The organism is Mesorhizobium sp. P2_B5 (assembly GCF_056404775.1).
Window position 1 is genome coordinate 1 of the sequence record NZ_JBFUDJ010000018.1, and the last position, 26,095, is coordinate 26,095.

Here is a 26,095-nt window from a genome sequence, read left to right on the forward strand (position 1 = left end):
CGCCATCCGCTATCGCGGCGCCATCCGCTATCGCGGCCTGGCCAAGGCGGCAGGACAGGTCCTCATCGCGGCCATGGCCTTCAACATGCGCCGCTGGGTAACGCTGGCCACCTGAGCCTGGGTCGCACTGCGCCCGAAACCCACCGAATACGCCAACTCCTACCCTATCCGGCCGCAAACCCGCGCCGGAAAGCACCTCGATGCGCCCCTGCCGTCTCTCCAGGCATCCAAAGCCCGATAACGCAACAGGCCCACAAGGGGAGAAGGGGAAGATGCGTCGCGCCAACCCCACCGCGAGCCACCCTATGAGCACCACCGCGATCACCCCCGTCCCCTTCGGCCGTCGCCTAAAACGCTTCATGGCCGATCGCCCTCTCATCCCGCTGATCATCCTGCTCATCATCCTGGTGGTGATCCTGCAGATCTTGCGACCCGGCATCGTCAACGAGCGCTGGATCGCCAACACCATCAAATTCGCCATTCCGCTGGCGATCCTGGCGGGATGCCAGACCATGACCATGCTGACCGGAGGCATCGACCTGTCGGTCGGCACGGTGGCGACGATGAGCGCCTTCATCATGGCCACGCAAGTGGTCAACCAGGACCCGGCGGTGGCATTCCTTTTGGCGATGATGCCGGCGGTGCTGATCGGCCTCGTCAACGGCATCGGCGTCGGCGTCTTCCGCGTCCACCCGCTGATCATGACGCTGGGCACCAGCCTCATCGGCACCGGCTGCCTGCAGGTCTACCAGCGCACGGTGATCGCGTCGGGCGCGAAAATCCCCGACTTCCTCGCCTGGCTCGGCACGGGTGTGACCTACGGCTTCCCCAACGCGCTCTTGCTGTTCCTACCGCTGGCCGCGCTGATCGTCTTCACGCTGGCCCGCACCGGCTTCGGCCGCCTGCTCTACGCCGTTGGTGACAATGAGCGCGCGACCCGCCTGTCGGGCGTGCAATACTGGCAGGTGATCACCGCGCTCTACGTCACCTCCAGCGTGCTCGCCGGCATCACCGGCCTGCTCTATATCGGCCTGATCAAGGCCCCATCGCTGTCGCTCGCCGAACCGCTGGTGCTGCCCTCGGTCGCCGCCGCCGTGATCGGCGGCACCTCCATCTTCGGCGGCCGCGGCGGCTACACCGGCACCATCATCGGCGCGCTGATCCTGACCGTGCTGACGACGCTGCTGACGATCCTGCAGATGCCGGAGGGGGCAAGGCGGATCCTGTTCGGGCTGATCGTGCTGTTTGTCACGGCGGCGTATTTGCGGATTGTGGAGGAAAGGTAGGCGGCCGATGCCAGCGCTGCATGGGGCGAAGCCTTGCTCGCCCAAGACGCAGGGCAATCGGACAGGGCGCTCCCCCTCTCCGTCTCGACTTCGTCGAGCCACCTCTCCCCCATTTCATGGGGGCGAGGAAACGCCAATGGCGGAGGTCGCGGCTTTCATAAGCTTGGGTTCCTCGCCCCCACGGATGTGGGGGAGAGGTGGCCGCGTAGCGGACGGAGAGGGGGCTGGCGCTGCCCTACGCGATTGCCATCGCCCCGGGCGAGTTTGCTGACCCAGACCACCCCCTACTTCAACGAAATCGCCATCCCGCTCAGATCAGCGTTCACCTGCAACCCCACCTGCCGGCCCGTGAGCTCGAGCGTGGCGCCCTTGTCATTGGTCATGACGATCACCTGGGCGCCCTTGCCGAGCGCGCCGCCACCGCCCGCCGCGCCGTAAACCCCGGTCGCATCGCGGACCCTTCTGATGTGCCGCACGGTGCCCCGGAAATAGGTCTTGGAAACACCAAACGCGAAGCCGCCCGAAACGCCGCCGATCGAGATGGGATAGGTGCGGCCATGGAAGGTCAGCGTGCCCTCGCCGCCGGAGCCGCCGACGAAGAAGGCCGCCTTGTAGACGGCAAAGCGGATCGTGCCGCTATCGGCATGCGCGGCACTGGCAGCGCCGACGGCAACAGTGACGATGGCCGCAACCGCAAGCGAACGAAAGCTGGACGAGATGGTCATGGTGCAAGCTCCTCAAGTGCGCCGCTCACCCAACCGGCAGGCGGCGTCGAATCAAACTGGAACAGTTTAGGCCGGGATTTGGTTCCGAGGGAGGTGGCGGGGGTGCGAGAGGAGCGCTACGAAATGAGGCAGCTGGCAGGCGCGAGCGCTCCCGCTCGCCGACCATTGCTTTCGGTGGCCGCCACCATCATCGGAGGCCTCTCCATCCTTCGGTTGGGGCATCATCGCGTGCCTCGCGCTGCTCCTAAGCGGCTTATTCGCGGACTGTGGCGGAGATAGCTAGAGTTAAAACCCAATCAGAGTGGATCTGCCCTATCTGTTGTCAAATCTTAAACAGAATCTCTTCGCAACAGTCTGCTATGACGAGAAAGGGCTCTGGGGATGGACTTTGAGAAAAAAATCTCAGACCGTTGCTATTGTATGTGGTCTATGAGTCCTCTGGAGTTTAGCGAAGTTTGAGAAAGTCTCTTGCTTGCGCCCGCAAGCCACAATGGTCATGATTGCCAGCCAATCATCGAGCGAATCGAAATACCGTGAATGACTGATCCTACCTCTTTCCGACTTCTTCACTTGAGCGACCTCCATGCAGGAATGTCTGGACAGAGCCTGCTATGGCCCAACGTCAAGGAAGTTTTCTTTAAAGATCTCGCGGGACTGAAGAATCAAGTGGGCGAATGGGACGTAGTCGTGTTTAGCGGCGACTTCACTCAGAAGGGAGCGGATGAGGAATTCGACGAGGTCATCGCCAGGCTGCAAGACATATGGCTTCATTTCGAAAATCTTGGCTTTAAACCGACGTTAGTCTGCATACCTGGCAATCATGACATCCAACGGCCTAACACCAAGAGACCTGAGGTCAAGGTACTTAAGAGATGGTTCGAAGAGCGCGAAATTTGGGATGACTTCTTTCAAGACGACAATGACATATACCGACATCTCGTTACCGAGGCGCTGTCGGGATATAGGCGCTTCGCCGAGAAGCTAGCATCGACCTCGATTCCGCTTGCGCAAGGACAGATTGGTCTCCTACCAGGAGACCAACTAATAAGCTTCCACGATAAGGAGGTCACGCTTGGCGTGATGGGCCTGAATTCAACGTGGCTTCAACTCACAGGCGATGAATACAAAGGAATACTGAGTGTCGACCTAAGACAGGTTAACACACTGAAGCGAGGAGTTGGGAAATGGTGCGATGGCAATCACTTCAATATCGTCGTTACACACCATCCTCTCGACTGGCTGCATCCATCCAATCTCGACACATGGTACCGTGAAATCAATCCTCCTGGTCGCTTCGATCTTCATTTGTTCGGACATATGCACGAACCATTCTCAATGACGCTCGGGATAAGTGGGGCTGCAAATCGTCACTCTCTGCAGGCGCCATCGCTTTTTGGAATGGAAATGCTTGCAGACGGCAAGACAAATCGCATCCACGGCTATTCGTTACTGTCTTTCGAGACGTTGGACAAAGACAGGCGCATCCGAATATGGCCGCGGCGGCTGCTCGGTCACAAAAGCGGCCAACAGAGGTTCGTGGCTGACAGTGAATTTGTCTTAGAAGACGACAAATACTTCACTATCAATCTGCAAACGCGTCTGAATTCGGTATCTACGCCTGTCGATAAACCCCACAGCAAGACATTACAGGCTGCCGACGTCGAGCAGCAGGATCGCGACGTCCTGCGGCCCCTCAAATATCACCTCGGACTGCCCCCTGCCCACAGACGCGTCCGCCGGGCGGAGCAACAGCAGTGCCTTGATACCTTTGAAGGAGTCCGAGCGCTGTGGCTCACTTCTGAATGGGGCCTTGGCAGCGACGAATTCTTGGCGAGCGTGATCGCGCAAAGGTCAACACCATGTAATATTTTCCGACTGGATGCAGTAGAGTACACCAATAAAGATAATTTTAGTGCAGATATCGCAAGGAGATTAGGCTGCAGCTTTGCCCAGTTCTGTGATGCTGTAAGCTCCGGCCCGGCGCTTCTTATACTTGATGACATTCAGGCTAACGTGGACCTTCCGTCTGGTTTAGTTACGGTGGAGAGAGACATTGAGAGCTTTGTTGAGGTTCTGGTCGATGCCTGCCCTAAACTATGGGTCGCTCTGCGCTCGCTGAGAAAGCCGACAGGAAATACGCTCGTTTCTCTTCAACTTGCTCCGTTGGATGAGGCGGACGTAAAGCTATACGTAGGCGACCATGAGCGCGGCGGTTCTAAGCTCACCACCATCGATGCAATTGCGATTCTTTATCGTCACACGGACGGCTATCCTACGAGGCTGGATGCGCGCCTAAAGGAATTGACGGTCGTATCGATCGAAGAACTCTCCAGCAGCGGCGAGGACAGCTACGGCGGTGACGAGGCACAATCCGATGCGCCGGCGGTTCTAAAACGTGCCGTCCATGAGCTTTCGGAGGCGGACGATAAACCAACAAAGCGAATGTTCGATATGCTTAAGGCGCTTTTGGTGTTTCCTCAAGGCGCGGAGCTTGGCCGCATCAAGCGTTTCAACGGCGCCAATCCGTTTTATCCTGCCGACGCGCTAGGTTTGATGGACAGGGGCTTGATTACAGTTTCTGAAACACCTGAAGTTGGAAACTCTCAAACGAGTTCATCCCAGAAAATACTCGTCGTACCACGCCCGATCCGAGACTATCTGCGTACCCTTGTCAATGAGGAAGAGATCGACAGCCTCAACATGAGGGCCGCAACCTTACTCTTCGGCCCCGAATGGATGGCAGGATCAAAAGACTGGCCTCCTCATCTTGATTATTCAAGCTCATGGTGTGGCAGCGCAGACATAGCGAACGCCAGCGCTCTGCTCATACGACTGTTCAGGCTTCACAGAGAAAACCCCGGATCGAGAGAGGCTGTCGCCATAGTTTTGTTGGCAGCCTCATTCGCAGAGGCGCTTTGTGATGGGTCTCACTACACGAGCGCTGCGAATTTCAGTCGCGATTTTCACGCCCTTACGGGAACGGATGATTCTGCGGAAAAGCGGGCTAGCCTTATTCGCCAACAGGGTTACGCATTGCGGATGTTGGGTGATCGAGCCCGCGCGAAAGCATTGTTGAAAGAGGTACTCGATTTTCCGTTCCCCAAAGTTATTCGACAGAGCGTACTTATCGATCTCGCGCTCTGTCACAAAGCTCTCGGCGAGCCCGAAGCCCTAGCGTATGCCAAAGAGATATTGAAGATTAATCGCCACAATAGCCATGGCTACCAAGCTCAGCAAATCATCATCGAATTGGAACCTCCCAGCCTAGATCGAACTAAGAGATTGAGCGAGCTTGGAAAACGAGCCCGCAAGAACAAATTCTTCGTGACAGCCGAAAATATTGCGATTGCGCTGGCAAAAGAAGAAGTAAACATCGAATCTGCTTCATCTCTTCTAGACAGCGTGTTGAATGGAGCTAAAACTACAGATTTTTACAACAAAGGAAGGGCGGCTCTGGAATTATTCCAACGAAAGATTAAAGCCGGCCTTGCTATTACGAATCCTGAGGTAGCACAACTTATCATTTGCTACCAATTTGTCCTCAAAGAGAGGGTCCCGTGGATGTTTAATTCCAGTCATGCGGCTCTCTGGCACGTCTTCACCGAAAGGGGGGACTGGGAGAATCTCCTCACGCTTTTCCGCTATAGCTCAATGATTTGGAGGCTCCGTGGAGACGATTCCAAGGAACAAGTTTTTCTCTCAAAGCTAGAGGAGATTCTCAGGATCGTTCCCGGAGAGACAGTACGTCGTAACAAAGTCTCGCACTATTATTATGCGAGATCTGGACACTATAGGGTATCCAAAGCTATCGCTCCGCTCAAATGACCGTCTTGGCGATTGCGAATTTACACAGCGCCCCACCCACCCGTCACCATCGCCAATCCCCTTCAACAACTCGATTGCTGTCCCACCGGAAACAGTGGCTCTAGACTCCACCTCGACAAGCCACACCCCTGAATCCTCGCCTAAAGGATACCGCTCCACCCCCAGTGAGCACCGCATGTCGCCGGGTGCGATGCGACACCATTGTCGGAACGAAGACTCTTTTTGGCAGCAGCGGCCGCGTTACGTGCCACTTTGCTCCTTCAGGAAATCTCTGAAGCATTGCAAAGCCCTCAATACTCAACGCCTACCACCTCGCCAGAGGTCGAACCAGCTTGCTTAGCTGCTGGCCCGTCATGATTGGCCCCACCCGCTCTCGGCGATCACCCAATCAATGGGCGGCTACCCCTCCACCTCCGCAAACAGCCAATCCCGGAACGCCTTCACCTTCCGCTGCCTTATCGCCTCCGGCGGGTACACCACGTAAAAACTCGAAACCGCCTTCAGCGCATGGTCGAAGGGGCGCACCAGGCGGCCGGTGGCGAGGTCGGCTGAGACCAGCATGGTGCGGCCCAACACCACGCCTTCGCCCTGCACGGCCGACTCGACCGCGAAGGTGGCGGAATCAAAGGTGAGCCCGCTGTTGGGGTCGACGCCTTCGACGCCGGCGCTGGCCAGCCACGCCGCCCAGTCGATGCGGTAGCCGTCGCGGATCAGCGTGTGGTGTTTGAGATCCTGCGGTGTGCGCAGCGGATGCGGCCCTTCGAGCAGCCTTGGGCTGCAGACCGGAAACACCTCCTCGCCGGTGAGGAATTCCGACGTCAGCCCGGGATAATGGCCACCGCCGTAGCGGATGGCGATGTCGATGCCGTCGCCGAGGAAATTGGTCAGCTTGCCTGATGTCGACACCCGCACATCGATATCGCCATGCGCGCGATGAAAACGGTAGAGCCGGGGCACCAGCCATTTGCCGGCAAAACCATCCGAGGTGCTGACGTTCAGGCTCGTGTTGGAATGGCGCGATGTCGCCGCTAGCGTCGCCACCGTCAGCTGGTCGAGCATCCCGCGCACCGCGCGCGCATAGGGTTCGCCGACCTGGGTGAGGCGCACCGAACGCGTCGCGCGCTCGAACAGCTGCACGCCGAGCTGCTCCTCCAGATGCTTTACCGCCCGGCTGATGGCGCCATGGGTGAGGTTGAGCTCGTCCGCCGCCCTGGAGAAATTCAGGTGCCGGGCCGCGGCCTCGAAGGCCGGCAATGCATTGAGCGGTGGCAGTTTGCGGGGCATGTGCGGGCGCCGGGCATTTGTGAGCGTTGGTAACAAATACTTGCCAAATTTTGGTTTGTCCATTGCGCTTTTGCCAGCCACAAATCCTCACAAGATTTGTGATCAAACCTCACCGCAGGAGCATGACATGGCCACCGTCCATCCTTTCCTCTGGTACACCGGCAATGCCGAGCAAGCCCGCGACTTCTATCTCTCGGTGTTCAGGAACGGCCGCACGCTGGAGACGGTGACCTTCACCGACCATGTCAGAGGCACCGGCGTGCCGCACGCCATCTTCGACTTCGAGCTCGAAGGGCTGCGGCTGACCGCGCTCAATGCCGGCGGGATGCCGCCCTTCAACGAGCGGATGTCGCTCTACATCGAAACCAGGGACCAGGCCGAGACCGACTATTACTACCAGGCGCTGACGGAAGGCGGCGGCTCGGAAAAGCCCTGTGGCTGGCTGCAGGACAAGTTCGGCGTCTACTGGCAGGTCATCCCCGAGTCCGCGATCCCGCTGATGAACGATCCCGATCGCGACAAGGCGCATCGGGCACGCCAGGCGATGTATTCGATGAGGAAGATCATCCTCGCCGATCTCGAAGCCGCCCACGCCGGCCGTTCGTAAGTCAAACCTGACATTCCCGAAAAACTGGAGGTATCAATGGCACCGCTCAAGGGACAAAGAATTGTTGTCGTCGGCGGCAGTTCCGGCATCGGCCTCGGCGTGGCGAAAGCCGCACTCGAAGGCGGCGCGGAGGTAGTGATCGTCGGCCGCTCGCCGCAGAAGCTGCAGGCAGCGGAAAAGAGGCTGGGCGGCCGCGTGAAGGGCATTGCGGCCGACATGATCAAGGAGGCGGACATCGCCAAGCTGTTCGACGAGGTCGGCGCCTTCGATCATCTGGTATCGACCGCTGGCACGCCGCCGCCGAACTATCCAATCGGCGACACCGACATGGAGTTCGTGCGCGGCTTTGTCGACAACAAGCTGATCGGCGCGGTGATGCTGGCCAAGCACGCGGTGCGCGGTTTGAAGAAGGGCGGCTCGATGATTTTCACCTCGGGCATCAACAAGGACCGGCCGCCGGTGCCCGGCGGCTCGGTGGTCTCGGCGATCGCCGGCTCGTTCAGCTATTTCGCGCGCGCGCTGGCGCAGGAGCTGGCGCCCACCCGCGTCAACATCGTCTCGCCCGGCTGGGTCGACACGCCGATGTGGGACGAACTCGTCGGCGAGGCCAAATCCGGCTACTTCGCCGCCATCGCCGGGCGCGTGCCGGCAGGCAAGGTGGCGGCGCCGGCGGATGTCGCGCCGGCCTATCTCTATCTGATGGGCAACGACTTCATGACCGGCGAGACGATCCACATCGATGGCGGGCAGCGGCTGGTGTGACGGGCAAGGGGCGGGGCAAGTCGCATAGGGCGTTCCCCCACTCCGTCTCGGCTTCGCCGAGCCACCTCTACCCCCACTCCCGCAGGGCGAGGAACCCAAGCTTTTCGAGGCTGCGGCCTTCGCGGTTGGCATTTCCTCGCCCCCATGAAATGGGGGAGAGGTGGCCGCGCAGCGGCCGGAGAGGGGGCTGGCGCTGCCTTATGCGATTGCGCTGGCTACGATGAATAGCCCTACGGATATTTCGCCGGCTTTGGTGCGTAGATTTGCGGATCGAAATCCAGATCCTTCGGCAGCGGCAGGCTCGAACACTGCAGATGCACCTGGCGGGCAAGCAGCCTTCGCTGCTGCTGCTGGTGTTCCTTGGCCGCCGCGACGAGGCCCATGCTGTAGGGCCCAAGCAGCACGCCGAAGCCCCATCCCGGCTGCCCCTTCTCGCGTGCATCGTAGTTCATGGCATCCGTGCGGGCCTGCTGGCATTCCGGCGTCGCCCATTTCGGATCCTGCGGCGACAGCGAGGCTCCGTATTGGACCGGAGAACTCACGCATCCTGCCACTGTCGCGGTCAACGCGACGACCATTGCAATCCTCATCCGCAAGTCCCTCCTAATTTAGGGCGGCGACTACAGGATGATTCGAGCCGCAAAAAGGCAGCTTCGGCGTGCGGATTTCGCACAGCCGCTCAGCCCAAAAGGTTGCGCGCCGTGCGCATGAAGATTTTCGAGCCGATCGGGATCAGGTCGTCGGGAAAATCATAGTCCGGATTGTGCAGCGAAGGGGTGCGCTCGCCGGCGCCGAGGAAGAACATCGCCGACTTGGCCTTGTGGCCGAAAATGCCGAAATCTTCCGAAGCGCGCATCGGCAGGGCCTCCTCGCTGCGCGCGACACCTTCCTCGTCCAGCGCGCGGTTGAGATGCTCCACAGCGTCCGGCGCATTGACGCTGGCGACGAAGATCTCGTGATAGTCGCAGCGGACCGACAGGCGGTGCTCGACCGCGATCCTGGCGGCCAGCACTTCAGCGGCAGCGACCAGCTCCGCCATGCGCTCGTCGCGCCTTGTGCGCAGCGTCGCCCACACCTCGGCATGACCGGGCGCGATGCCGAACACGGCCTCGCCCATCGTCGCATGGGTGACGGTCACCATGCTGAAATCGTCGTCGGCAAAGGTGCCACGCCCGAGCGCCGGCAGCGCCGGCATCAGCTGGCTGATCGCCAGCATCGGCGACACCCCGGTTTCCGGCATGGACGAGTGCGCGGTCTTGCCCTCCAGCACGATGCGCATGCCGCGCGAGGCGCAGTTGACCACGCCGGGTTTCAGCCGCACCTCGCCGAACGGCACGCCCGGCAGATTGTGCAGCGAGAAGGCGAAATCCGGCGCGATCTCGGCAAAGCGCGGATCGGCGACGACGCCGGCAGCACCATTGCCGGTCTCCTCCGCCGGCTGGAACATCAAGACGACACGGCCGCACGCCGGCCGTTCGCGCCCGAGCTGGCGGCCGAGTGCGGCGAGGATCGCGGTATGCCCATCATGGCCGCACATATGCGATTTTCCTGATACCTGCGAGGCATGGTCGACGCCCGAAAGTTCCTCGATCGGCAGCGCGTCGAGCTCCGAGCGGAACAGCACTGTCGGCCCTACGTTGCCGCTGTCATAGACCGCCGCGACACCATGGCCGCCGAGGCCGGTCAGCACCTTGTCCGGACCGGTATCGGCGAGGAAGGCGACGACTTCCCTGGCCGTCTTCTCCTCTTCGTTCGAGATTTCCGGTTGCCGGTGCAGCTTGCGCCGCCACCCCGTCAGCTCGACAATGTCTCGATTGGTCAGGGTCATGGTCTGGGCTCCGCTTGGTGCTGCCTTAATAGTATGCATGAAGGCTATTCCGGCAATCCCGCCAGCCGCATCGCGTCGGTCACCTTGCCCGCAATCTCAGGCGCCAGCCCCACCGCCGCAGACCACCGGCCAATGGAAAAATGCGGGTCGAGCGCCAGGAGCCGCGCCGCCGACGCCTTGGCCTCGTCGAGCCGGCCGAGCCTGACCAGCGGCGCTGCCAGCCAGCCATGCAGCATGCTGAAGCCGGGGGTCATTTCCACTGCCCGCCGGCCTGCTTCTATGGCCTGTTCGTGGCGGCCGGTGAGAAAATTGCCGAAGCCGATAATGCCTTGCGGCACGCAGTTCGTGGCATCCAGCGGGGAGAGCCTGATTGCCTGCTCGCCCCAGTCGATGGCGCGTGCCGCATCGCCGCCATAAGCCACCGGCACGCAGCCAAAGGCATAGACGAAGGCGCAGGAGGCGCTGAGCGAAAGCGCCGTTGCGAATGCCGCGTCGGCGAGCTTGCGGTCGTGTTCGACCATGCCGATGGTGAAGCCGGCGAGCGCCATCGCCATGGCGTCGCCCGGACCGTGCTCGATCGCCGCATGCGCGTGGCGGGCCGCCTTGTCGCGGTGCTCCGCCTTCAACCCGCCCCGAATGAACAGCGTCTGGTACGCCCAGGCGGCAAAGCCGTGTGCAAGCGCGTAGTTCGGCTCGATGGCGAGCGCCTGGTCGAGCAGCGGCAGGCCCTTGGCAGCCCCCTGCGGCATGAAGGTGTAGACATCGGGCAGCGCGCGCAGCAACAGATCGTAGGCATCGAGACTGTCGGGACGCGTGCGCTTGACGCGCTCGATCTCGGCCCGGCGCAGATTGGGTTCTATCGCCGCAACCACGCTGACGGTGATCTCGTCCTGCAGCGCGAACACGTCGGTCAGCTCGCGGTCGTAGCGCTCGGCCCATAAATGGCGGCCATCCTCGGCGTCGATCAGCTGGCCGGTGATGCGCACGCGGTTGCCGGCCTTGCGGACGCTGCCTTCCAGCACATAGCGCACGCCGAGCTCCTGCCCGACCTGCTTCACGTCAACCGCGCGGCCCTTGTAGGTGAAGCTTGAATTCCGCGCGATGACGAACAGCCAACGGATGCGCGACAGGCCGGTGATGATATCCTCGACCATGCCGTCGGCAAAATAATCCTGCTCGGCATCGCCGCTCATATTGGCAAAGGGCAGCACGGCGATGGAGGGCCGGGCGGGAATGCCGAGGTCGGGCTTTGCTTGCTGCGCCGGGGCGGTCGTCTGGCCACCGCCTTCCTCGCGCACGGTGCCGACGAAACGAAAGCCCCGGCGCAGGATGGTGCGGACGAGACGCTGCTCCTCGCCGCTGTCCTGAAGCGCATTGCGCGCGGCGTTGACGCGGCTGGCAAGCGTGGCGTCGGAGACGATCCGCCCCTGGCAGACCGCATCGACCAGATCGTCCTTGCTCACCACCCGCTCGCGGTTGCGGATCAGAAATTGCAGCAGGTCGAACACTTGCGGCTCGACGGGGACCAGCTCGTTGCCGCGGCGCAATTCGCGCCGCTCGCCATCCAGAGCGAAGTCCTCAAAATGATACGACAAATTGCTGTCTCCAAATCGTCTGGAAATTGCAAGTCGGACACTTTAGCCGCGTCTTGAGCGCAAAATCAAAGTGATCTCAAGGGAAAATCAAGGGGTCCTGAAGGTCCCCTCAAAGCGCGCCCGTCGCTGGCGGCGCATAGTCCTCCTGCAACAAACGTTCAACCGACCTTAACCAACAACCCAACCAACGCTTTGAAAAGGAGAACTCAAATGTCGAACAACGCAGCAAATTCCGTCGTCCTCGTGCATGGCGGCTTCGTCGATGGTTCCGGCTGGGACGGCGTCTATCAGATCCTCAAGAAGAACGGCTATGACGTCACCATCGTCCAGAACCCGACGACCTCGCTCGCCGACGACGTCGCCTTCACCAAGCGCGCTATTGCCGAAGCCAAGAGCGACGTCATCCTGGTCGGCCATTCCTATGGCGGCATCGTGGTGTCGGAAGCCGGCACCGACCCCAAGGTAGCGGCCGTCGTCTATATCGCGGCCTTCGCCGGCGATGCCGGTGAATCGGTTTCGACCCTGATCGCCAACCCGCCTCCCGGCGCTCCGGTGCCGCCGATCCTGCCGCCCGTCGACGGCTTCCTGAAGCTCGACAAGGAAAAGTTCGCGGCTTCCTTCGCCGCTGACGTGCGCCCGTCGCTCGCCGCTTTCATGGCTGACTCGCAGGTTCCATGGGGCATCCCGGCGCTCGAAGGCAAGGTCACCGCTCCCGCCTGGAAGGTGAAGCCGAGCTGGTATCTGGTCGCCAGCGACGACAAGATGATCCCGCCGCCGGCACAGCGCCAGATGGCAACCCGCGCTGGAGCAACGACGGTTGAAGTGCCCGGCAGCCACGCCGTCTACGTCTCCGATCCGGCAGCTGTCGCCAAGCTCATCGAACAGGCGGCCAAGGCCGTCGCCAAGAAGCAAGCAGCGTGACACGAAATGGATTGCCCGGGCGCCTGACGGTGCCCGGGCTTTTTCTTGCGCCGCCGTACCAGCCCATGGCGAGGTAAGCGAGATATCCGTCCCCTTCCGAGATCGTCGATCTCATCTCCGACATCCGGCGGCCGCTCCTGAGGAGCACGGGGCGCACATCTGTGCCAAACCTTCGGCGATATCAGGCTCATCGGTCGAGGAGCGGTTTCCGGGAACACAATGGCCAGGCGGTTTGCGTTTCTTTTGGTTCGCGACTTCACGCTATCGCCGCTGTCGCTGTTCATCGACACGCTGCGGCTCGCCGGCGATGAGGGCGACCGCAGCCGCAGGATCGAGTTCGACTGGGAGATCGTCGGCGAACGCGGCCTGCCGATCCGGGCGAGTTGCGGCGTCGAACTGCTGCCGACCAAGGCGATGGGCAATCCGGAGGAGTTCGACAATGTCGTCGTGGTCGGCGGCCTGCTCGACACCAACCGCAGCCTGAGCTCCGAAAAGGAGGCCTTCCTGTTGCGCGCCGCCGAAAAGGGCGTGCCGCTGACGGCACTCTGCACCGGCAGCTTCGTGCTCGCGCGCTACGGCCTGCTCGACGGCTACAGCGCCGCGGTGAGTTGGTTCCACATCAAGGATTTCCGCAACCAGTTCCCTGACGTGAACGCCCATGCCGACAGCCTGTTTTCCGTCGACCGTGGCCGCTCGACCTGCGCCGGCGGCACCGGTGCGGCCGACCTTGCCGGCCATTTCGTCTCGCAGTTCATCGGCCGCAAGGCGGCGGAAAAAGCCGCCAAGATCCTGGTGCTCGACCGCATCCGCTCGAGCCGGGACGTGCAGCCCGTCGGCGACCTCTTTCCCGCGGCGTCGAGCCGCGCCGTGAAGCGGGCCTTGCTGCTGATGGAAAGCAACCTCCAGGAGACGCTGTCGGTCGCCGAGATCGCGAGCCGGCTGAATTTATCGCGGCGCCAGCTCGAGCGGCTGTTCGGCGCCGAGCTGGGTATCGGCCCGATGGCGGCCTATCTTGCGCTGCGCGTGCATCAAGCGAAGTCGCTGCTGGAAGGGAGCGACTTGGCAATCGGCGACATCGCCTACCGCTGCGGCTTTCCCAATGCCGGCCATTTCAGCCGCGTCTTCCGCCAGCAGACCGGCATCACGCCGACCCATCTCAGGCATCCCGGCCGAATGCCGGGCGGAGCGCCCTCGCCTACCGCTCCGTGAACGCCCGCGCGAACGAATCCAGCATCGGCCGCGCCAGATATTCGAAGAAGGTCCGGTCGCCGGTGCTGATAAACGCCTCGACCGGCGTTCCCGGGTAAAGCTGCCCGGCCTTCACCCCCTGCGGCAGCGTGTCGGTGATCTTCAGCCTGGCGCGGAAATAGGCCTCGTGCGTGGTTTCATCGATCAGCCGGTCGGCGGAGATTTGGGTCACCGTCGCCGGGACCTCGGGCGTGAGGCGCGCGTTGAGGGCCGACAATCTGAGTTTCGCCGGCTGGCCGACGCGAACCAGATCCACGTCCTTCGGCCGCAGCTTCGCGTCGACGATGAGGCCTGACGCGGTGGGCAGGATCTCCATGATCTTCTGCCCCGGCGCAATCACGCTGCCCTTGGAATTATAGGTCGACGACACCACGATACCGGCTGCCGGCGCCTTGATCGTCGTGCGCCCCAGCACCGCCTCAGCCGCTGTGATCTGTTCGCCGATGTCGGCCAGCTTGGTGCGGACCTCGTCGAGCTTGGTCAGCGCGTCTTCGACACGTTGCGTGGTCGCGCGCTCGACCTGCGCCTGGGCTTCGACGATCTGCGTCTTGGTCGCCGCAAGGTCCGCCTCCAGCGCGCCGGCCTGGCCGACCAGATCGGCCTCGCTGCGCAGAAGCTGCGAATATTCGCTGCGGTTGGTGAGGCCCTTGTCGAGCAGGCTGGCCTTGATGCCGAGTTCCTTTTTCACAATGTCGGCCTGTTGCTGGATGGCCAGTTTCTGCGCGTCCAGGCCCAGTGCCGACTCGTGATGCATGGCGACGCGCTGCGCCAGGATCGACTGCTCGGACCGGAACCGGGCAAGCCTGGCGTCGAACTCCTTCTGCTGTTCGCGCACCAGATTGTCGAAATCGCTCTGGAACGGCGCGGGGGCTGCATCGGTGATTGGCGCCAGCCTGTCCGATCCGTCGCGCTCCGCTTCCAGCCGCGCGGCACTTGCCCTGAGCGCGATCGACTGTCTGGTCAGCCGGTTGAGATCGGCCTCGGCCGCCGTGCGGTCGAGGAGGACCAGCGGCTCGCTTTGTTGCACGCGGTCGCCTTCATGCACCAACAACTCCTCGATGATGCCGCCCTCGGGGTGCTGGATGAGGATGTTGCCGCCGGTCGCCGAGATCGTGCCGGACGTGATCACCGCGCCGGAGAGCGGCGCGCTCGCCGCCCAATAGCCGAAGCAGCCGGCGAAAAGCGCTATGGCCGCGTAGCCAACAACGGCTGTGCGCCGGAAGTCGGTGCGCGGTCGGCTTTCGAAGGCAAGGCTCTGCTGCATCATTGTCTATGATCCGAAGCGGACGCTGTGCGGGCGCGCGGTCGGCACGAACGAGCCTGTCACCACCGCGTTCCCGGCAACGCCCTTGCCGGTCGCCGATTGCCGCAGCACCTCGCTCGCGGGGCCGAAGGCTTCGATCGCGCCGTTGCGCAGGACCATCACGCGGTCGCAGGCCGCCGCGATCGACGGGCGATGCGTGATCACCAGCACCGTGACGCCGGCGCCGCGCGCGGCCGACAGCATCACCTCGAGCGCCGTTTCGCCACTGCCGTCGAGATGGGCGTTGGGCTCGTCCAATATCAGCATGCGTGGATTGCCGTAGAAGGCGCGCGCCAGCCCGATCCGCTGGCGCTCGCCGCCCGACAGCACGGTATGCGACGGGCCGATCATGGTCTGATAGCCATCGCGCAGCGTAAGCACCAGCTCATGTGCCTCGGCATGCCTGGCCGCTTCGACGATCGCTGCGTCATCGGCAGCGGCGTCGAAGCGGGCGACGTTTTGCGCGATCGATCCGGGGAAAAGCTCCACCTCCTGCGGGAGATAGCCGATATGCCTTCCAAGCTGCGTTTCGTCCCAGCTCCTCAGGTCGGCGCCGTCGATCCTGACCGCGCCGCCGGTCGGCTGCAGTGCCCCGACAAGCAGTTTCGCCAGCGTCGATTTGCCGGCGCCGCTCGGGCCGACGATCGCCACCGCTTCGCCGGCGCCGATGGCAAAATTCAGCCGCTTGAGGATGGGCTCCGTGCCGAAAGCCGCATTCGGCGCGATGAAGAACAGATCCTGCACCGAAATCGCGCCGGACGGATCGGGCAGGACGAGCTTGCGCGCTTCCGAAGGTTGCGCCGAAAGCGCGGCGCCCAACCGCTTCCAGCACCGCCTGGCGTCGACGATCTGCCGCCAGGATCCGATCAGTTGGTCGAGCGGCTGCAGCGCGCGCGACGACACCAGCGAGGACGCGAAGATCATGCCGGCGGTCATCTGCCCTTGCAGCACCAGCCACGCGCCGGCGCCGAGGATCGCCAGCTGCAGCATCATGCGCAGCGACCGCGATGTCGCGCTGAAGATCGCGTTGGCGCCTCCGGAACGGTCGTGCAGGGTCAGCGCTTCGGCCACGTGCTGCCCCCAAACCGCCGCGGCATTTTGCACCATGCCCATGGCGCGCAACGTGTCCGTGTTGCGGGCAAAGGCCTGCTCCGCCTGGCTGGCCACGGCAGAGCGTTCCGCCGACATGGCATCGTTCCTGCCGATGGCAGACTGGTTGGCCACGACGAGAAGAAACAGAAGCACGGCGCCGGCGAGCGTCAGCCAGAACAGGACGGGATGGATGAAATAGAGCAAGGCGAGGAAGACGGGAGCAAACGGCAGGTCGAACAGCACCGCCACGCCGCGCGACCTGATGAAGGCGCAGGCCGTGGCAAGGTCGTTCAGCGGCGACAGCGCGCTGCCGGCATATCTGGCGCCAAGCGAGGCAGCGAATGTCCGCGCACCCAGTTTCTGGTCGACGGTAGCCGCAATACGCTGCGCGTAAATGGCGCGGACCGCATCCAGCAGGCCGAGGAAGGCGAGCGCGACGACCGCCATGGCCGAGAGATAAATCAGCGTCTCGACGCTGGAGGACGGCAGCACCCGGTCATAGACCTGCAGCAGATAGAGCGGGATCACCAGGAGCAGGATGTTGATCAGCAACGAGAAGACGCCGATATCGGCGATGGCGCGCAGGAAGACCGGGCGCAGGCCGGGCCGGATGGCCGCATCCCTGAGCGGCGCGCGGTCCCGCGACATCTAGACCGCGTGCTCGCCTGTTGCGCTCAGATGGCTTTGCTGCACATCGTCCAGCGTGTAGGCGCGGATATAGTCGATCTTCATCTGGGCGGGCGTCGCCAGATGGTCGGGCGGCGCGCCGGCTTGACCGCCGATCGCAAGGTCGACCAGCATATACATGGGCTTGTTCATATCGGACGGCGTCGCCGCTTCCGAGACCTGTACGCCATCATAGGTCCAGACCAGCTTGTCCGGCGTCCACAACAGGCCATAGGTGTGATAGCCGGCGGTGTTCGAGACATTCACCGTCGACCCGACCGTGGTATGGGTTCCCGTCTCATTTGTGTGCGCGGTCATCAGAAGCTGGTTCGGGTTCTGGCCATACATTTCCACGACGTCCAGCTCCGGCGGCCATGAGCCGTCTTCCGGCAACAGCCAGAAAGCCGGCCAGGCCCCGGTGTTTTCGGGCAGGTCGGCCCGCATTTCGAAATAGCCATAGGTCTGCGAGAAGGAGTCGTGTGTGGTCAGGAGCCCGGAGGTGTATTCGTAGTTGTTGATCAGCGGCTTGATGTCCGCCGGCGTCTGCGCCGCGGTGATGGTGAGAACGCCGCTTGCCACACTGAACGGATGAACCGAGCTCGTTGGCGCGTAATTGGCGTCGATATACCACTGCAGCTCGTTGTTCTGGGTCAACGTGCTGCCGTTCGGCGCGCCCCACCAGAAGTTGGAATCCCAGGTGCCGCTCTGGCCGTTCCACAGGCTCAGCGTGTTGAAATCGTCGTTGAAAGACAGTGTCATGCCTGTCTTGTCGATCGGCAGCTCGAACTGGGCGGGCTGAAACTTGTCGATCGTCGTGTTGTTGAATACCAACACCTCGCTGGAGCTGAGATTGAGCTGCACGTTCGATCCCACCTGGACCATATTCGCCTGGACGGCCTCGAACGTGGTGAAGGCATAGCCGTTGAGGCGCACCGTGTCGGTGGCGCCGAAATCGAAGATCAGGTCGCTGCCATTGTCCTTGGTGACGATGAAGGTGTCGGCGCCGGCGCCGCCGATCAGCACGTCATTGCCCTTGCCGCCGTCCAGCGTCTGGCTGCCGGCGCCGCCCGTTATGATGTTGTCCTGACCATTGCCGAAGGCATAGTGGCCACCGCCGGTGACGACGAGGTTCTCGAAATTGGCGGGCAGCTTGTAGCTCATCCAGGTGTCGATCGTGTCGACGCCCGCGCCGTAGGTCTCGACCGCTTTGTTGATCGTCGAATAGAGATGGTAATAGTCGTCGCCCGCGCCGCCATACATGGTGACCTTGACGCTGGTGTCGCCCCAGAAGGAATCGTTGCCCGAGGTGCCGTAGAGGTAAGGCGCGCCTCCGGCCGCGGAGAACCAGTGGGTGGAAGCGCCGGTGTAGGGAAGGGCAATCCCCTTGGCGTTCAGGACGGTGGTCATTCGGACACTCCTTGCACGTGGCACCTTGGTCGCTCGACAACCTTCGAGCGATCACTTCGGATCAACTTTTAGATTAATCCATGGCTCCTGGGAATCATCCTATAGTACACGAGGAAGATAGTCACTCAGTCAGACCGAATATAATAAGATGATCCTAATACAATTTTAAGGAGAGACTTTGTCAATTTTAATAAATATTGCGAAATTTTTGCAAAAAGATTAGGCAGATTGTCGATGATGCATGCAATTCGTCGCGCCGCGGCCGCACGCCCGAAGCGGCGCTTAAAGCGCAGGACGGAAGGCCGCAGGCAAGGGCCCAAAAAATTTGACAGGGTGTGTCGGACCGGGTGAAGTCCACCCGTCCTTGGGGCATCGACCAACGAAACCACATAGGATACCGAAGACATGCCAAGCACCGTACGTTTGCACCGCGTTCTGACGACAAGCCCGGAGAAGGTCTACCGCGCGTTCACTGAAGCCGATGCACTGGCGAAATGGCTTCCGCCGAACGGTTTTACCTGCACGGTTCATCACTTCGAAGCGAAAGTCGGCGGCACTTTCAAGATGTCGTTCCGCAACTTCACCACCGGCGGCAGCCACGCCTTCGGCGGTGAATATCTTGAGCTCGTTCCCGGCGAAAGCCTGCGCTACACCGACAGGTTCGACGATCCCAACCTGCCCGGCGAGATCGTGGTGACCGTGACCTTGAAGAAAGTGTCGGTCGGCACGGAACTCGATATCACGCAGGCGGGCATTCCGGACGCCATTCCGGCCGAGGCGTGCTATCTCGGCTGGCAGGAGTCGCTGCGCAACCTGGCAAAGCTCGTCGAACCCGAGATCAATCAGTAGAGTCACCCACCCCATCGCAATCGACGGCGGCGCGGCCCAGCCCGCGCCGCGACAATGCCGAGCCGAGCTCTCATCGCCTCACGGCCCGCTGCAGATCGGCAGCGGCTGCGGCCGCGGTGGCGGGTTGTCCTTCTTGTATTGCGCGATGATCGGCTCGAGGCGCTGGCGCGGCCAGAATTTCGGCTTGCCGATCGCCTTCAGGCAGGACGCGTTCCAGTAGGTGCCGGATTTGCCAACGGCGGCTATGTCGCGCGATTCGGGATAAATGTAGAGCGTCGTCGGATTGCCCTTCACCATCGAAATGATCTGCTCCGCATCGGCCGGCGACCAGCTGGTGCAGCCATTGCTGCGGCCGCCGGCGTAATCGACCAGCTTGCCGTAGGGCACAAAGCCGTCATGGTCGGCGTAGGAACTGTTCGACTTCTTGCGCAGGCACATGCCGCGCAAGAGCCGCGCCGCATGGCCGCCGATCACACGCTGCCTGGCATTCGCCGTCTCACCCTCGCCGTCGAACTGGATAAAGGTGCGTTGCAGAATCTGATCCTGCTTCGCGCCGACGCGATAGAAACCCTTGAATGACGTCTTTGCCTCGCTGGTCATATAGGCGCCGCCCATCGTCAAGGACGAGTCCAGGGCATTGCCGAAGTTTTTCGCACAGCGTTTCCCGTTGGAGAAATCGACGACGCCCTTCAGATTGCGGCCGCCGCCATGCCCTGACGAAATCGCGCGAAACGACTGTTTGGCTTCGCAGATGACGTAGTAGCGCCGCCCCAACGCACCGCCGCCGAGATCGCCCGGACGCGTCGCATCCATGGCGAAATAGCAGCCATTGTGGACCGCGCCCTGCGACACCTTCTTCTGATAAAGCGCGCGCGCCCGTTCCAGCACCACTTGAGAGATTTCGCCGTCGCCATCGCCGACATGGGCCTGCAACCAATCCGGTATACCGGAGGGCGCGGCAAACGACCGGGCCGACACCGTGATCGCGATGACAGCGACGGCAAGGATGCCGAGGACAAAGACAGCCAGAGATTTCAACCGCAACCCTCCCGCCCGAACCGTTCAGCGATTCTCAGAAACAATCATAATTCGTCGCGCGCCGATCGGCGAAACACATCTTGTTCAGAACCGCCTACATAGGCGATGAGGCCAGGCTGCCCAAAGCGCCCGCAATCACAGCGCCAAACTGCCCTGCTCCGCCTCCACCGCATTGGGATCGCCGGGCGCCGTTGCCCAGGCGAGTTCGACCAGCGTCACCGTGCGGCGGCCGGTGCCGTCGAGCTGGCAGACGATGAGACCCTGCTCCTCGATATAGGTGAGCAGGCGCCTGGCGCGGCGCAGCGAGTGCGAACCGTAGGCGCGCGCGATCGCCGCGTCGCTCGGGCACGGCCAGCCCTCTTTCGCTGCGCGCGCGATCATCATGAACACGCCCTGCATATCCTCGGGCAGCAGCGAGGCGCGCACCGAGACATCCTGCCAGGCGTCATCGCCTGCCATGTCGGCGCCGAGACCGGCGCGGGCGCGTGTCAGCATGCGGCGGAATTCGGAGAGGTCCGGCACCACCGAAGCGAGCCCCTCGATGCGGCAGCGGACCACAAATTCTTGGTAGAGCACGCCGATGACGCGAAAGCCCGCGTCGGGTTGCGCCAGGATGGCGCGCAGGACACGGTCCACCCGCTCGCGCCGCTCGGCCAGATCCTCGGCGCTTACCGCCGGCTCCGCCGGTTCGGGGCGGATCTCCAGCGCCGCCGATTTGGCCGCCATCAACTGGTCGAGCAGGTCCGGCGATGCCACCCGGCGCGGCGCGCGCATCGTCTCGGGTGGCGGCGCCGCCAGGATGATCGCACGGGCGTCCTCAAGCGCTGATTCCGGCATCGCCATCAGCCGCGGCGTCCCGTTGCGCGGGCTCGTCTCGGTCTGGCCGATGCGCACGCCGAGCGGACGGCGCGACAGCGCCGGCCCGAGCGCCATGAAGTGCCCCCGCTCCAGGTCACGGAACGCCTCGGCTTGCCGCCGCTCCATGCCGAGAAGATCGGCGGCGCGCGCCATGTCGATGTCGAGAAAGGTGCGGCCCATGAGGAAATTTGAGGCTTCCGCCGCGACATTCTTGGCAAGCTTGGCCAGCCGCTGGGTGGCGATGATGCCGGCAAGGCCGCGCTTGCGGCCCCGGCACATCAGATTGGTCATGGCGCCGAGCGAGAGCTTGCGCGCTTCGTCGGACACCTCGCCGGCCACCGCCGGGGCGAACAGCTGCGCCTCGTCGACCACCACCAGCATCGGGTACCAGTGCTCGCGGGCGACTTCGAACAGGCCGCCGAGAAAGGCGGCGGCGCGACGCATCTGGTTCTCGGCGTCGAGCCCTTCGAGATTGAGCACGGTGGAGACGCGGTGGATGCGCGCCCGCTCGCCGGCCGCCTGCAGGCCGCGCTCCGTATGCTCCTCGGCATCGATCACCAGATGGCCGTAACGGTCGCCCAGCGAGACGAAATCGCCTTCGGGATCAATGATGGTCTGCTGTACCCAGGGCGCGCTCTGCTCCAAGAGCCGGCGCAAAAGATGCGATTTGCCGGAGCCGGAATTGCCCTGCACCAGAAGGCGCGTCGCCAGCAGCTCCTCAAGGTCGAGCGCCGCCGGCGCACCCGCCGTCGTCTGTCCCATCTCGATGGCTACGGTCATGTCACGACTCTCCTTGAGGAGAGGGCTTATCAACCTGACCGCAAGCCGTCGAGCGCGCCGAGGCAACAGGCCCGGTGTTCCACACCTATGCTGCCAAAGCGCCACACTTGGCCGGCCTGGTCGGTTGAAAAGCTGGCTAGACCGGCTTCACCGGCGGCAAAAGCGGCGCATCCAGCCCGTCAAAGGGATCGCGCCAGGCGTCGATGGCCTCGAGCCGGCGATACCAACTGAGGACCGATGGATAATCATCCAACGGCAGGCCCGCGACATCGTTGAAAGGCAAGAACGTCGCCATGCGAAAATCGGCGTAGGAAAGTGATCTGCCGACCAGCCACTGCCGTTGGGACAGCTCGGCCTCGAGAATCCCTGCCGCCCTGCGGAACTCGTCCGTTCCCTCCTCGACCTTGCCCTGGTCGATCGGGCCAATCCCGTAGCGCTGCTTGGTGCCGCGCTCGAAATGCACGGTGTCGCAGGCCCGGACGAAATTCTCCTTGCCCCAGCTCAGCCAGCGGATCATGTCGGGTTGGTCGTCGCCATTGCGCCAGAAATCCGAACCCGCCTCGCGCGACAGCAGGCAGGCTATGGCGTCGGCTTCCCAGAGGCTGCCGCCCGGCCATGCCAATGTCGGCAGGGTAAGATTAGGATTGAGCGGTCGGAACCGCTCGGCTTGCCCCGGCGCCATGGGTGCCGCGAACTCAAACTCGACCCTGACCCTGAGATGACGCGCCGTTGCAACCGCGAGGCGCGGATTGGGATTGCGGCTGAAGTACAGTTTCATGTTCGGGCTGGTTCCTAGACGCTGTTGGCTCGACCTTATCAAACACGCAAACGTGCCCCCCTCCGCAATCTGGTCGGACCACGATTCCGCTGGCGGAAATCGCCGTTCGGCGTATCATTCCTGCGGGATAGGGTTCTTGGCAGGAGGAAGCCAATGAACGTTGTAGCAAGCGTACCTGTCATCGATCTGACAGCTCAAGATCTTGTTTCCTCTGCGCTTTCCAAATTCCGCGCCGGCGATACCGTCTCGACCAGGGCGGCGCTCGACGCAATCCGCCGCATGGATCCAGGCTGCGTCGACAGCGACGACGATCTGGTCGAACTGATCGTGATGGCGGCAATTGGTAAGACCATGGCGGTCGTATTCGACCACCGCAAGCAGTGACGCTGGAACGAAACGAGCATTGCGCCGTTTCTGACGTCTTCAAGTTCGAGCAATTCCAGGAAAAGTGTGAGCGGTTTTCCGTCCGGAATTGCGTCAAAGAGTTCCAGGAGTAGCGTCAATGCGCAATGAACAGTTCGACGTTCCCGTGACCATCGAAAGCGAAGGCAGCGGCCTGACCGTTACCGGAACGGTCCAGGCAGCCTCCCTGCTGGTCGACGGATGGCCGGACGAAGAGCGTGGGCCAAAATACCGCTCCGCGTTGAAAGCGATGATGGATGCGATGGAGCAGCGCCGACCAGTTGGCACGGCGCGCCGCGCCTTCACCGCCGCGGCCCGGGAAGCGAACGTATTCGTGCGAGAAGGCCGGCACTAGCCTACTGACGCTGCGGAGCGCGCCTCAGCTCCCCAGGGGATGCGGCATGTAGCCGACGAAGCCGGCAATCTTCCAGCGCCCCGCCACTTTCCTGCAGAAATACAGCGTCTGCCACTTCAGCCGGTCGACGCTGCCGTCGGCCTTGGCCACCGAGCCGTTGAACTTCTTGTGCAGCACGGCGCGGTCACCATCGACATCGATGTCGCGCATGTTGGTGACGCGAAACAGGGCTTCGCGCAGCGGCTCGGCGAACTTGGTCGCCGCCGTCTCCTTGGCCTGGCGCAACCACTCGTCGCGATAGACGGCAAGGCTCGGGAATTGCAGCCGCCAGGCGTCGGCATCGCTCAGGAAATGCGCATGCATGCCGAAAAAACTGTCGGCGATGAAATCATCCTCAACCATCGACCAGTCCTGACCGATGAAGGCGTCGATGTCGCGCCGCACCAGCATTTCCCACAGCGCGTAACGATCGGCATCGCCTTCCGGAAACGGGTTCTTGTCGAAGGTCATTTAAAAAATCTCCTGCCGGGAAAATGCGAGGCGCAAGATGCTGGCCGGCCCCCGATAAAGCAACACGCATCTGGAAAAATCTTGCTTTCCCAAAAGCCCCCTATGAGGATCGTGGGGAGAGGCGTAGAGCGGTCGGCTGAAATCGAACCGCAGGCGTGATCCGCCAGGTCAGAACAGGAGTTTTCCCTTGCCCAAAGAGTGTTTTGGAACATCGCATGTGCCGCTGTCGCCAGCGGTGCGCGCTGGCGATTTCGTCTATATCTCCGGCCAGGTGCCGGTCGACAGCGACCGCATCGTGGTCAAGGGCGGCATTACCGAGCAGACGGAGCAGGTGCTGCAGAATGTCAAGGCAGCCCTGGCACTGGCTGGCTGCACCATGGACGATGTCGTCAAGACCACAGTCTGGCTCGAGGACGCGCGCGATTTCGGCGCCTTCAACACCGTCTACGCCAAACATTTTCCCAGCAACCCGCCGGCCCGCACCACGGTCGAATCGCGGCTGATGATCGACATCAAGATCGAGGTCGAAGCCGTCGCCTACCGGCCGGTTTGATCAGTAGATAAATAACAGCGGAGGCGCCGATGCAGTTCGATCTCCTGATCAAGGGCGGCCGCCTGATCGATCCGGCCTCCGGCCTGGACGCCGTGCGCGATGTAGCAATCGCCAATGGCCGCGTCGCGGCCATCGAGGCCGCCATCGATGCCGAGCACGCCACGCAGGTCGTCGACGCCCGCGATTGCATCGTCACGCCCGGCCTCATCGATCTGCACAGCCATGTCTATTGGGGCGGTACCTCGCTTGGCGTCGATGCCGACCGCCTGGCGGCCAAGAGCGGCACCACGACCTTCATCGACGCCGGCAGCGCGGGTGCGGGCAATTTCCTCGGCTTTCGCCGCCATGTCATCGAGCGCTCGAAAGTGCGCATCCTGGCCTACGTCAACATCTCCTTTGCCGGCATATTCGGCTTTTCGCAGACGGTGTCGGTCGGCGAATGCAGCGATCTGAGGCTCTGCGAGCCGCGCGAGGCGGTGGCGGCGGTGCGCGAGCACGCCGATGTCGTCGTCGGCGTAAAAGTGCGCTCCGGCAAGCATGCCGGCGGCACCAGCGGCATTGCGCCGGTGGACCTCGCGCTCGAAGCCGCCGACCAGGCCGGCCTGCCGCTGATGGCGCATATAGACGAGCCGCCGCCCGGCCGCTCCGAAGTGCTGCCGCGCCTGCGCCGCGGCGACATCCTTACCCACTGCTTCCGCCCGTTCCCCAACGCACCGGTCTTCGCCTCCGGCGCGGTGCGGCCGGACATGTATCTGGCGCGCGAACGCGGCGTTATCTTCGACATCGGCCACGGCATGGGCTCGTTCGACTTCGAGGTGGCCAAAGCCATGCTGGCCGAAGGCCTGGCGCCCGACGTCATCTCGAGCGACGTCCATCTCTACTGCGTCGACGGTCCCGCCTTCGACATACTGGTCTGCATGTCGAAGCTGATGGCGCTCGGCATGCCGCTGGTCGAGGTTTTGCGCGCGGCGACGCAGCGCCCTGCCGAAGCGATCGCCAGGCCGGAGCTGGGTACGCTGAGGGTTGGTGGGATCGGCGATGTCGCGGTGCTCAGGCTGCGCCCCGGCCGCTTCACCTTTGTCGATGCCGTCGGCGCAGCACTGATCGCCGATCAGCGGCTCACCTCGGACGGCATCGCCATCGGCGGTGTCTGGTGGCCGAACGAAGCCGGCGATTTCAATGAGACCGAGAGGTTCGAGCCGCATGCGCCGCATACGCATGTCGAGGTTGCGGCACGGCATTTCGGCTCCTCATCTTCGTCATCCTAGGGCGGAGCGACGCGAAGCGGAGCGCAGACCCTAGGATCCATGCCGTGACTGTTGCCGAAGCTTGCAGCGGTGCAGAATGAAGCCTGCCGCCACCTTGCGAAAAGAAGCCCGCTTCTGAGCCGCCTATGCACGCCATCAATGTAACGGCATGGATC

General features: G+C 62.6%; 23 protein-coding genes. 11 read left to right on the plus strand and 12 right to left on the minus strand.

Translation table 11 applies throughout. From position 1 onward, the window contains the following. Positions 1-305: 305 nt before the first annotated feature. Positions 306-1,286, plus strand: a complete 981-nt coding sequence (locus AC1D1N_RS30975) for an ABC transporter permease (protein WP_477353076.1) — start codon at positions 306-308, stop codon at positions 1,284-1,286. Positions 1,287-1,570: 284 nt separating this feature from the next. On the opposite strand, the gene AC1D1N_RS30980 is transcribed toward AC1D1N_RS30975, so the two are convergent. Continuing rightward, a complete protein-coding gene (locus AC1D1N_RS30980; RefSeq protein ID WP_477353078.1) occupies positions 1,571-2,011 on the minus strand; it encodes a hypothetical protein in 441 nt (146 codons plus the stop codon). Positions 2,012-2,548: 537 nt separating this feature from the next. Between AC1D1N_RS30980 and AC1D1N_RS30985 the strand changes: the two genes are divergently transcribed. After that, positions 2,549-5,836 (plus strand): metallophosphoesterase family protein, encoded by a 3,288-nt coding sequence (locus AC1D1N_RS30985; RefSeq protein ID WP_477353080.1) that lies wholly within the window; start codon positions 2,549-2,551, stop codon positions 5,834-5,836. Between the two features lie 399 nt (positions 5,837-6,235). Here AC1D1N_RS30985 and AC1D1N_RS30990 read toward each other — a convergent pair whose 3' ends face one another. Continuing rightward, entirely contained in the window at positions 6,236-7,120 is an 885-nt protein-coding gene (locus tag AC1D1N_RS30990) for a transcriptional regulator GcvA (RefSeq protein WP_477353081.1), read from the minus strand. Positions 7,121-7,247: 127 nt separating this feature from the next. Here AC1D1N_RS30990 and AC1D1N_RS30995 point away from each other — a divergent pair, with 127 nt between their 5' ends. Both AC1D1N_RS30995 and AC1D1N_RS31000 read left to right on the plus strand, forming a co-directional pair. Next, positions 7,248-7,727 carry a VOC family protein gene (locus AC1D1N_RS30995; protein ID WP_477353083.1) on the plus strand — a complete coding sequence of 160 codons (480 nt, stop codon included), beginning with the start codon at positions 7,248-7,250 and terminating at the stop codon, positions 7,725-7,727. 36 nt (positions 7,728-7,763) lie between these two features. Continuing rightward, positions 7,764-8,489, plus strand: a complete 726-nt coding sequence (locus AC1D1N_RS31000) for an SDR family oxidoreductase (RefSeq protein ID WP_477353085.1) — start codon at positions 7,764-7,766, stop codon at positions 8,487-8,489. A gap of 230 nt (positions 8,490-8,719) precedes the next feature. On the opposite strand, the gene AC1D1N_RS31005 is transcribed toward AC1D1N_RS31000, so the two are convergent. From AC1D1N_RS31005 to AC1D1N_RS31015, 3 genes are all read right to left on the minus strand, one after another. Continuing rightward, complete coding sequence (locus AC1D1N_RS31005) at positions 8,720-9,031, minus strand: hypothetical protein (protein WP_477353087.1); 312 nt, start codon at positions 9,029-9,031, stop codon at positions 8,720-8,722. Positions 9,032-9,168: 137 nt separating this feature from the next. After that, positions 9,169-10,317 (minus strand): amidohydrolase, encoded by a 1,149-nt coding sequence (locus AC1D1N_RS31010; protein ID WP_477353089.1) that lies wholly within the window; start codon positions 10,315-10,317, stop codon positions 9,169-9,171. 44 nt (positions 10,318-10,361) lie between these two features. Continuing rightward, positions 10,362-11,912, minus strand: coding sequence for a winged helix-turn-helix domain-containing protein (locus AC1D1N_RS31015; RefSeq protein WP_477353091.1), 1,551 nt, complete (start codon positions 11,910-11,912; stop codon positions 10,362-10,364). A gap of 210 nt (positions 11,913-12,122) precedes the next feature. On the opposite strand from AC1D1N_RS31015, the gene AC1D1N_RS31020 reads away from it, so the two are divergent. Together AC1D1N_RS31020 and AC1D1N_RS31025 are read left to right on the plus strand one after the other, a co-directional pair. Then, the gene (locus AC1D1N_RS31020; RefSeq protein WP_477353093.1) at positions 12,123-12,833 is read left to right on the plus strand and encodes an alpha/beta fold hydrolase; all 711 of its coding nucleotides are present in this window, start codon (positions 12,123-12,125) and stop codon (positions 12,831-12,833) included. A gap of 219 nt (positions 12,834-13,052) precedes the next feature. Beyond that, positions 13,053-14,042, plus strand: coding sequence for a GlxA family transcriptional regulator (locus AC1D1N_RS31025; protein ID WP_112562579.1), 990 nt, complete (start codon positions 13,053-13,055; stop codon positions 14,040-14,042). Here AC1D1N_RS31025 and AC1D1N_RS31030 read toward each other — a convergent pair. The 3 genes from AC1D1N_RS31030 to eglC are packed head-to-tail and all read right to left on the minus strand — an operon-like array spanning position 14,029 to position 18,549. After that, positions 14,029-15,348 carry an HlyD family type I secretion periplasmic adaptor subunit gene (locus tag AC1D1N_RS31030; protein WP_477353095.1) on the minus strand — a complete coding sequence of 440 codons (1,320 nt, stop codon included), beginning with the start codon at positions 15,346-15,348 and terminating at the stop codon, positions 14,029-14,031. The two genes, AC1D1N_RS31025 and AC1D1N_RS31030, sit on opposite strands and share 14 nt — an antisense overlap. Positions 15,349-15,351: 3 nt before the next feature. Beyond that, a complete protein-coding gene (locus AC1D1N_RS31035) occupies positions 15,352-17,124 on the minus strand; it encodes a type I secretion system permease/ATPase (RefSeq protein WP_477353097.1) in 1,773 nt (590 codons plus the stop codon). Next, positions 17,125-18,549 (minus strand): endo-1,3-1,4-beta-glycanase EglC, encoded by a 1,425-nt coding sequence (gene eglC / locus AC1D1N_RS31040; protein ID WP_477353099.1) that lies wholly within the window; start codon positions 18,547-18,549, stop codon positions 17,125-17,127. Between the two features lie 405 nt (positions 18,550-18,954). Here eglC and AC1D1N_RS31045 point away from each other — a divergent pair, with 405 nt between their 5' ends. Continuing rightward, a complete protein-coding gene (locus tag AC1D1N_RS31045; protein ID WP_112562587.1) occupies positions 18,955-19,398 on the plus strand; it encodes an SRPBCC family protein in 444 nt (147 codons plus the stop codon). 78 nt (positions 19,399-19,476) lie between these two features. On the opposite strand, the gene AC1D1N_RS31050 is transcribed toward AC1D1N_RS31045, so the two are convergent. From AC1D1N_RS31050 to AC1D1N_RS31060, 3 genes are all read right to left on the minus strand, one after another. Then, positions 19,477-20,442 (minus strand): hypothetical protein, encoded by a 966-nt coding sequence (locus tag AC1D1N_RS31050; protein WP_477353101.1) that lies wholly within the window; start codon positions 20,440-20,442, stop codon positions 19,477-19,479. Positions 20,443-20,571: 129 nt separating this feature from the next. Further along, the gene (locus AC1D1N_RS31055; protein ID WP_477353103.1) at positions 20,572-22,074 is read right to left on the minus strand and encodes a helicase HerA domain-containing protein; all 1,503 of its coding nucleotides are present in this window, start codon (positions 22,072-22,074) and stop codon (positions 20,572-20,574) included. Between the two features lie 136 nt (positions 22,075-22,210). Next, entirely contained in the window at positions 22,211-22,852 is a 642-nt protein-coding gene (locus tag AC1D1N_RS31060; protein WP_477353105.1) for a glutathione S-transferase family protein, read from the minus strand. Positions 22,853-23,005: 153 nt separating this feature from the next. Between AC1D1N_RS31060 and AC1D1N_RS31065 the strand changes: the two genes are divergently transcribed. Together AC1D1N_RS31065 and AC1D1N_RS31070 are read left to right on the plus strand one after the other, a co-directional pair. Beyond that, positions 23,006-23,236 carry a hypothetical protein gene (locus AC1D1N_RS31065; RefSeq protein WP_112562595.1) on the plus strand — a complete coding sequence of 77 codons (231 nt, stop codon included), beginning with the start codon at positions 23,006-23,008 and terminating at the stop codon, positions 23,234-23,236. 118 nt (positions 23,237-23,354) lie between these two features. Further along, a complete protein-coding gene (locus AC1D1N_RS31070) occupies positions 23,355-23,609 on the plus strand; it encodes a DUF982 domain-containing protein (RefSeq protein WP_477353108.1) in 255 nt (84 codons plus the stop codon). A gap of 24 nt (positions 23,610-23,633) precedes the next feature. Here AC1D1N_RS31070 and AC1D1N_RS31075 read toward each other — a convergent pair whose 3' ends face one another. Next, positions 23,634-24,119, minus strand: coding sequence for a hypothetical protein (locus AC1D1N_RS31075; RefSeq protein WP_477353110.1), 486 nt, complete (start codon positions 24,117-24,119; stop codon positions 23,634-23,636). Between the two features lie 187 nt (positions 24,120-24,306). Between AC1D1N_RS31075 and AC1D1N_RS31080 the strand changes: the two genes are divergently transcribed. Next, positions 24,307-24,672 carry a RidA family protein gene (locus AC1D1N_RS31080; protein ID WP_477353112.1) on the plus strand — a complete coding sequence of 122 codons (366 nt, stop codon included), beginning with the start codon at positions 24,307-24,309 and terminating at the stop codon, positions 24,670-24,672. 29 nt (positions 24,673-24,701) lie between these two features. Then, the gene (locus tag AC1D1N_RS31085) at positions 24,702-25,940 is read left to right on the plus strand and encodes an amidohydrolase/deacetylase family metallohydrolase (protein WP_477353114.1); all 1,239 of its coding nucleotides are present in this window, start codon (positions 24,702-24,704) and stop codon (positions 25,938-25,940) included. The last annotated feature ends 155 nt before the right edge of the window (positions 25,941-26,095 follow it).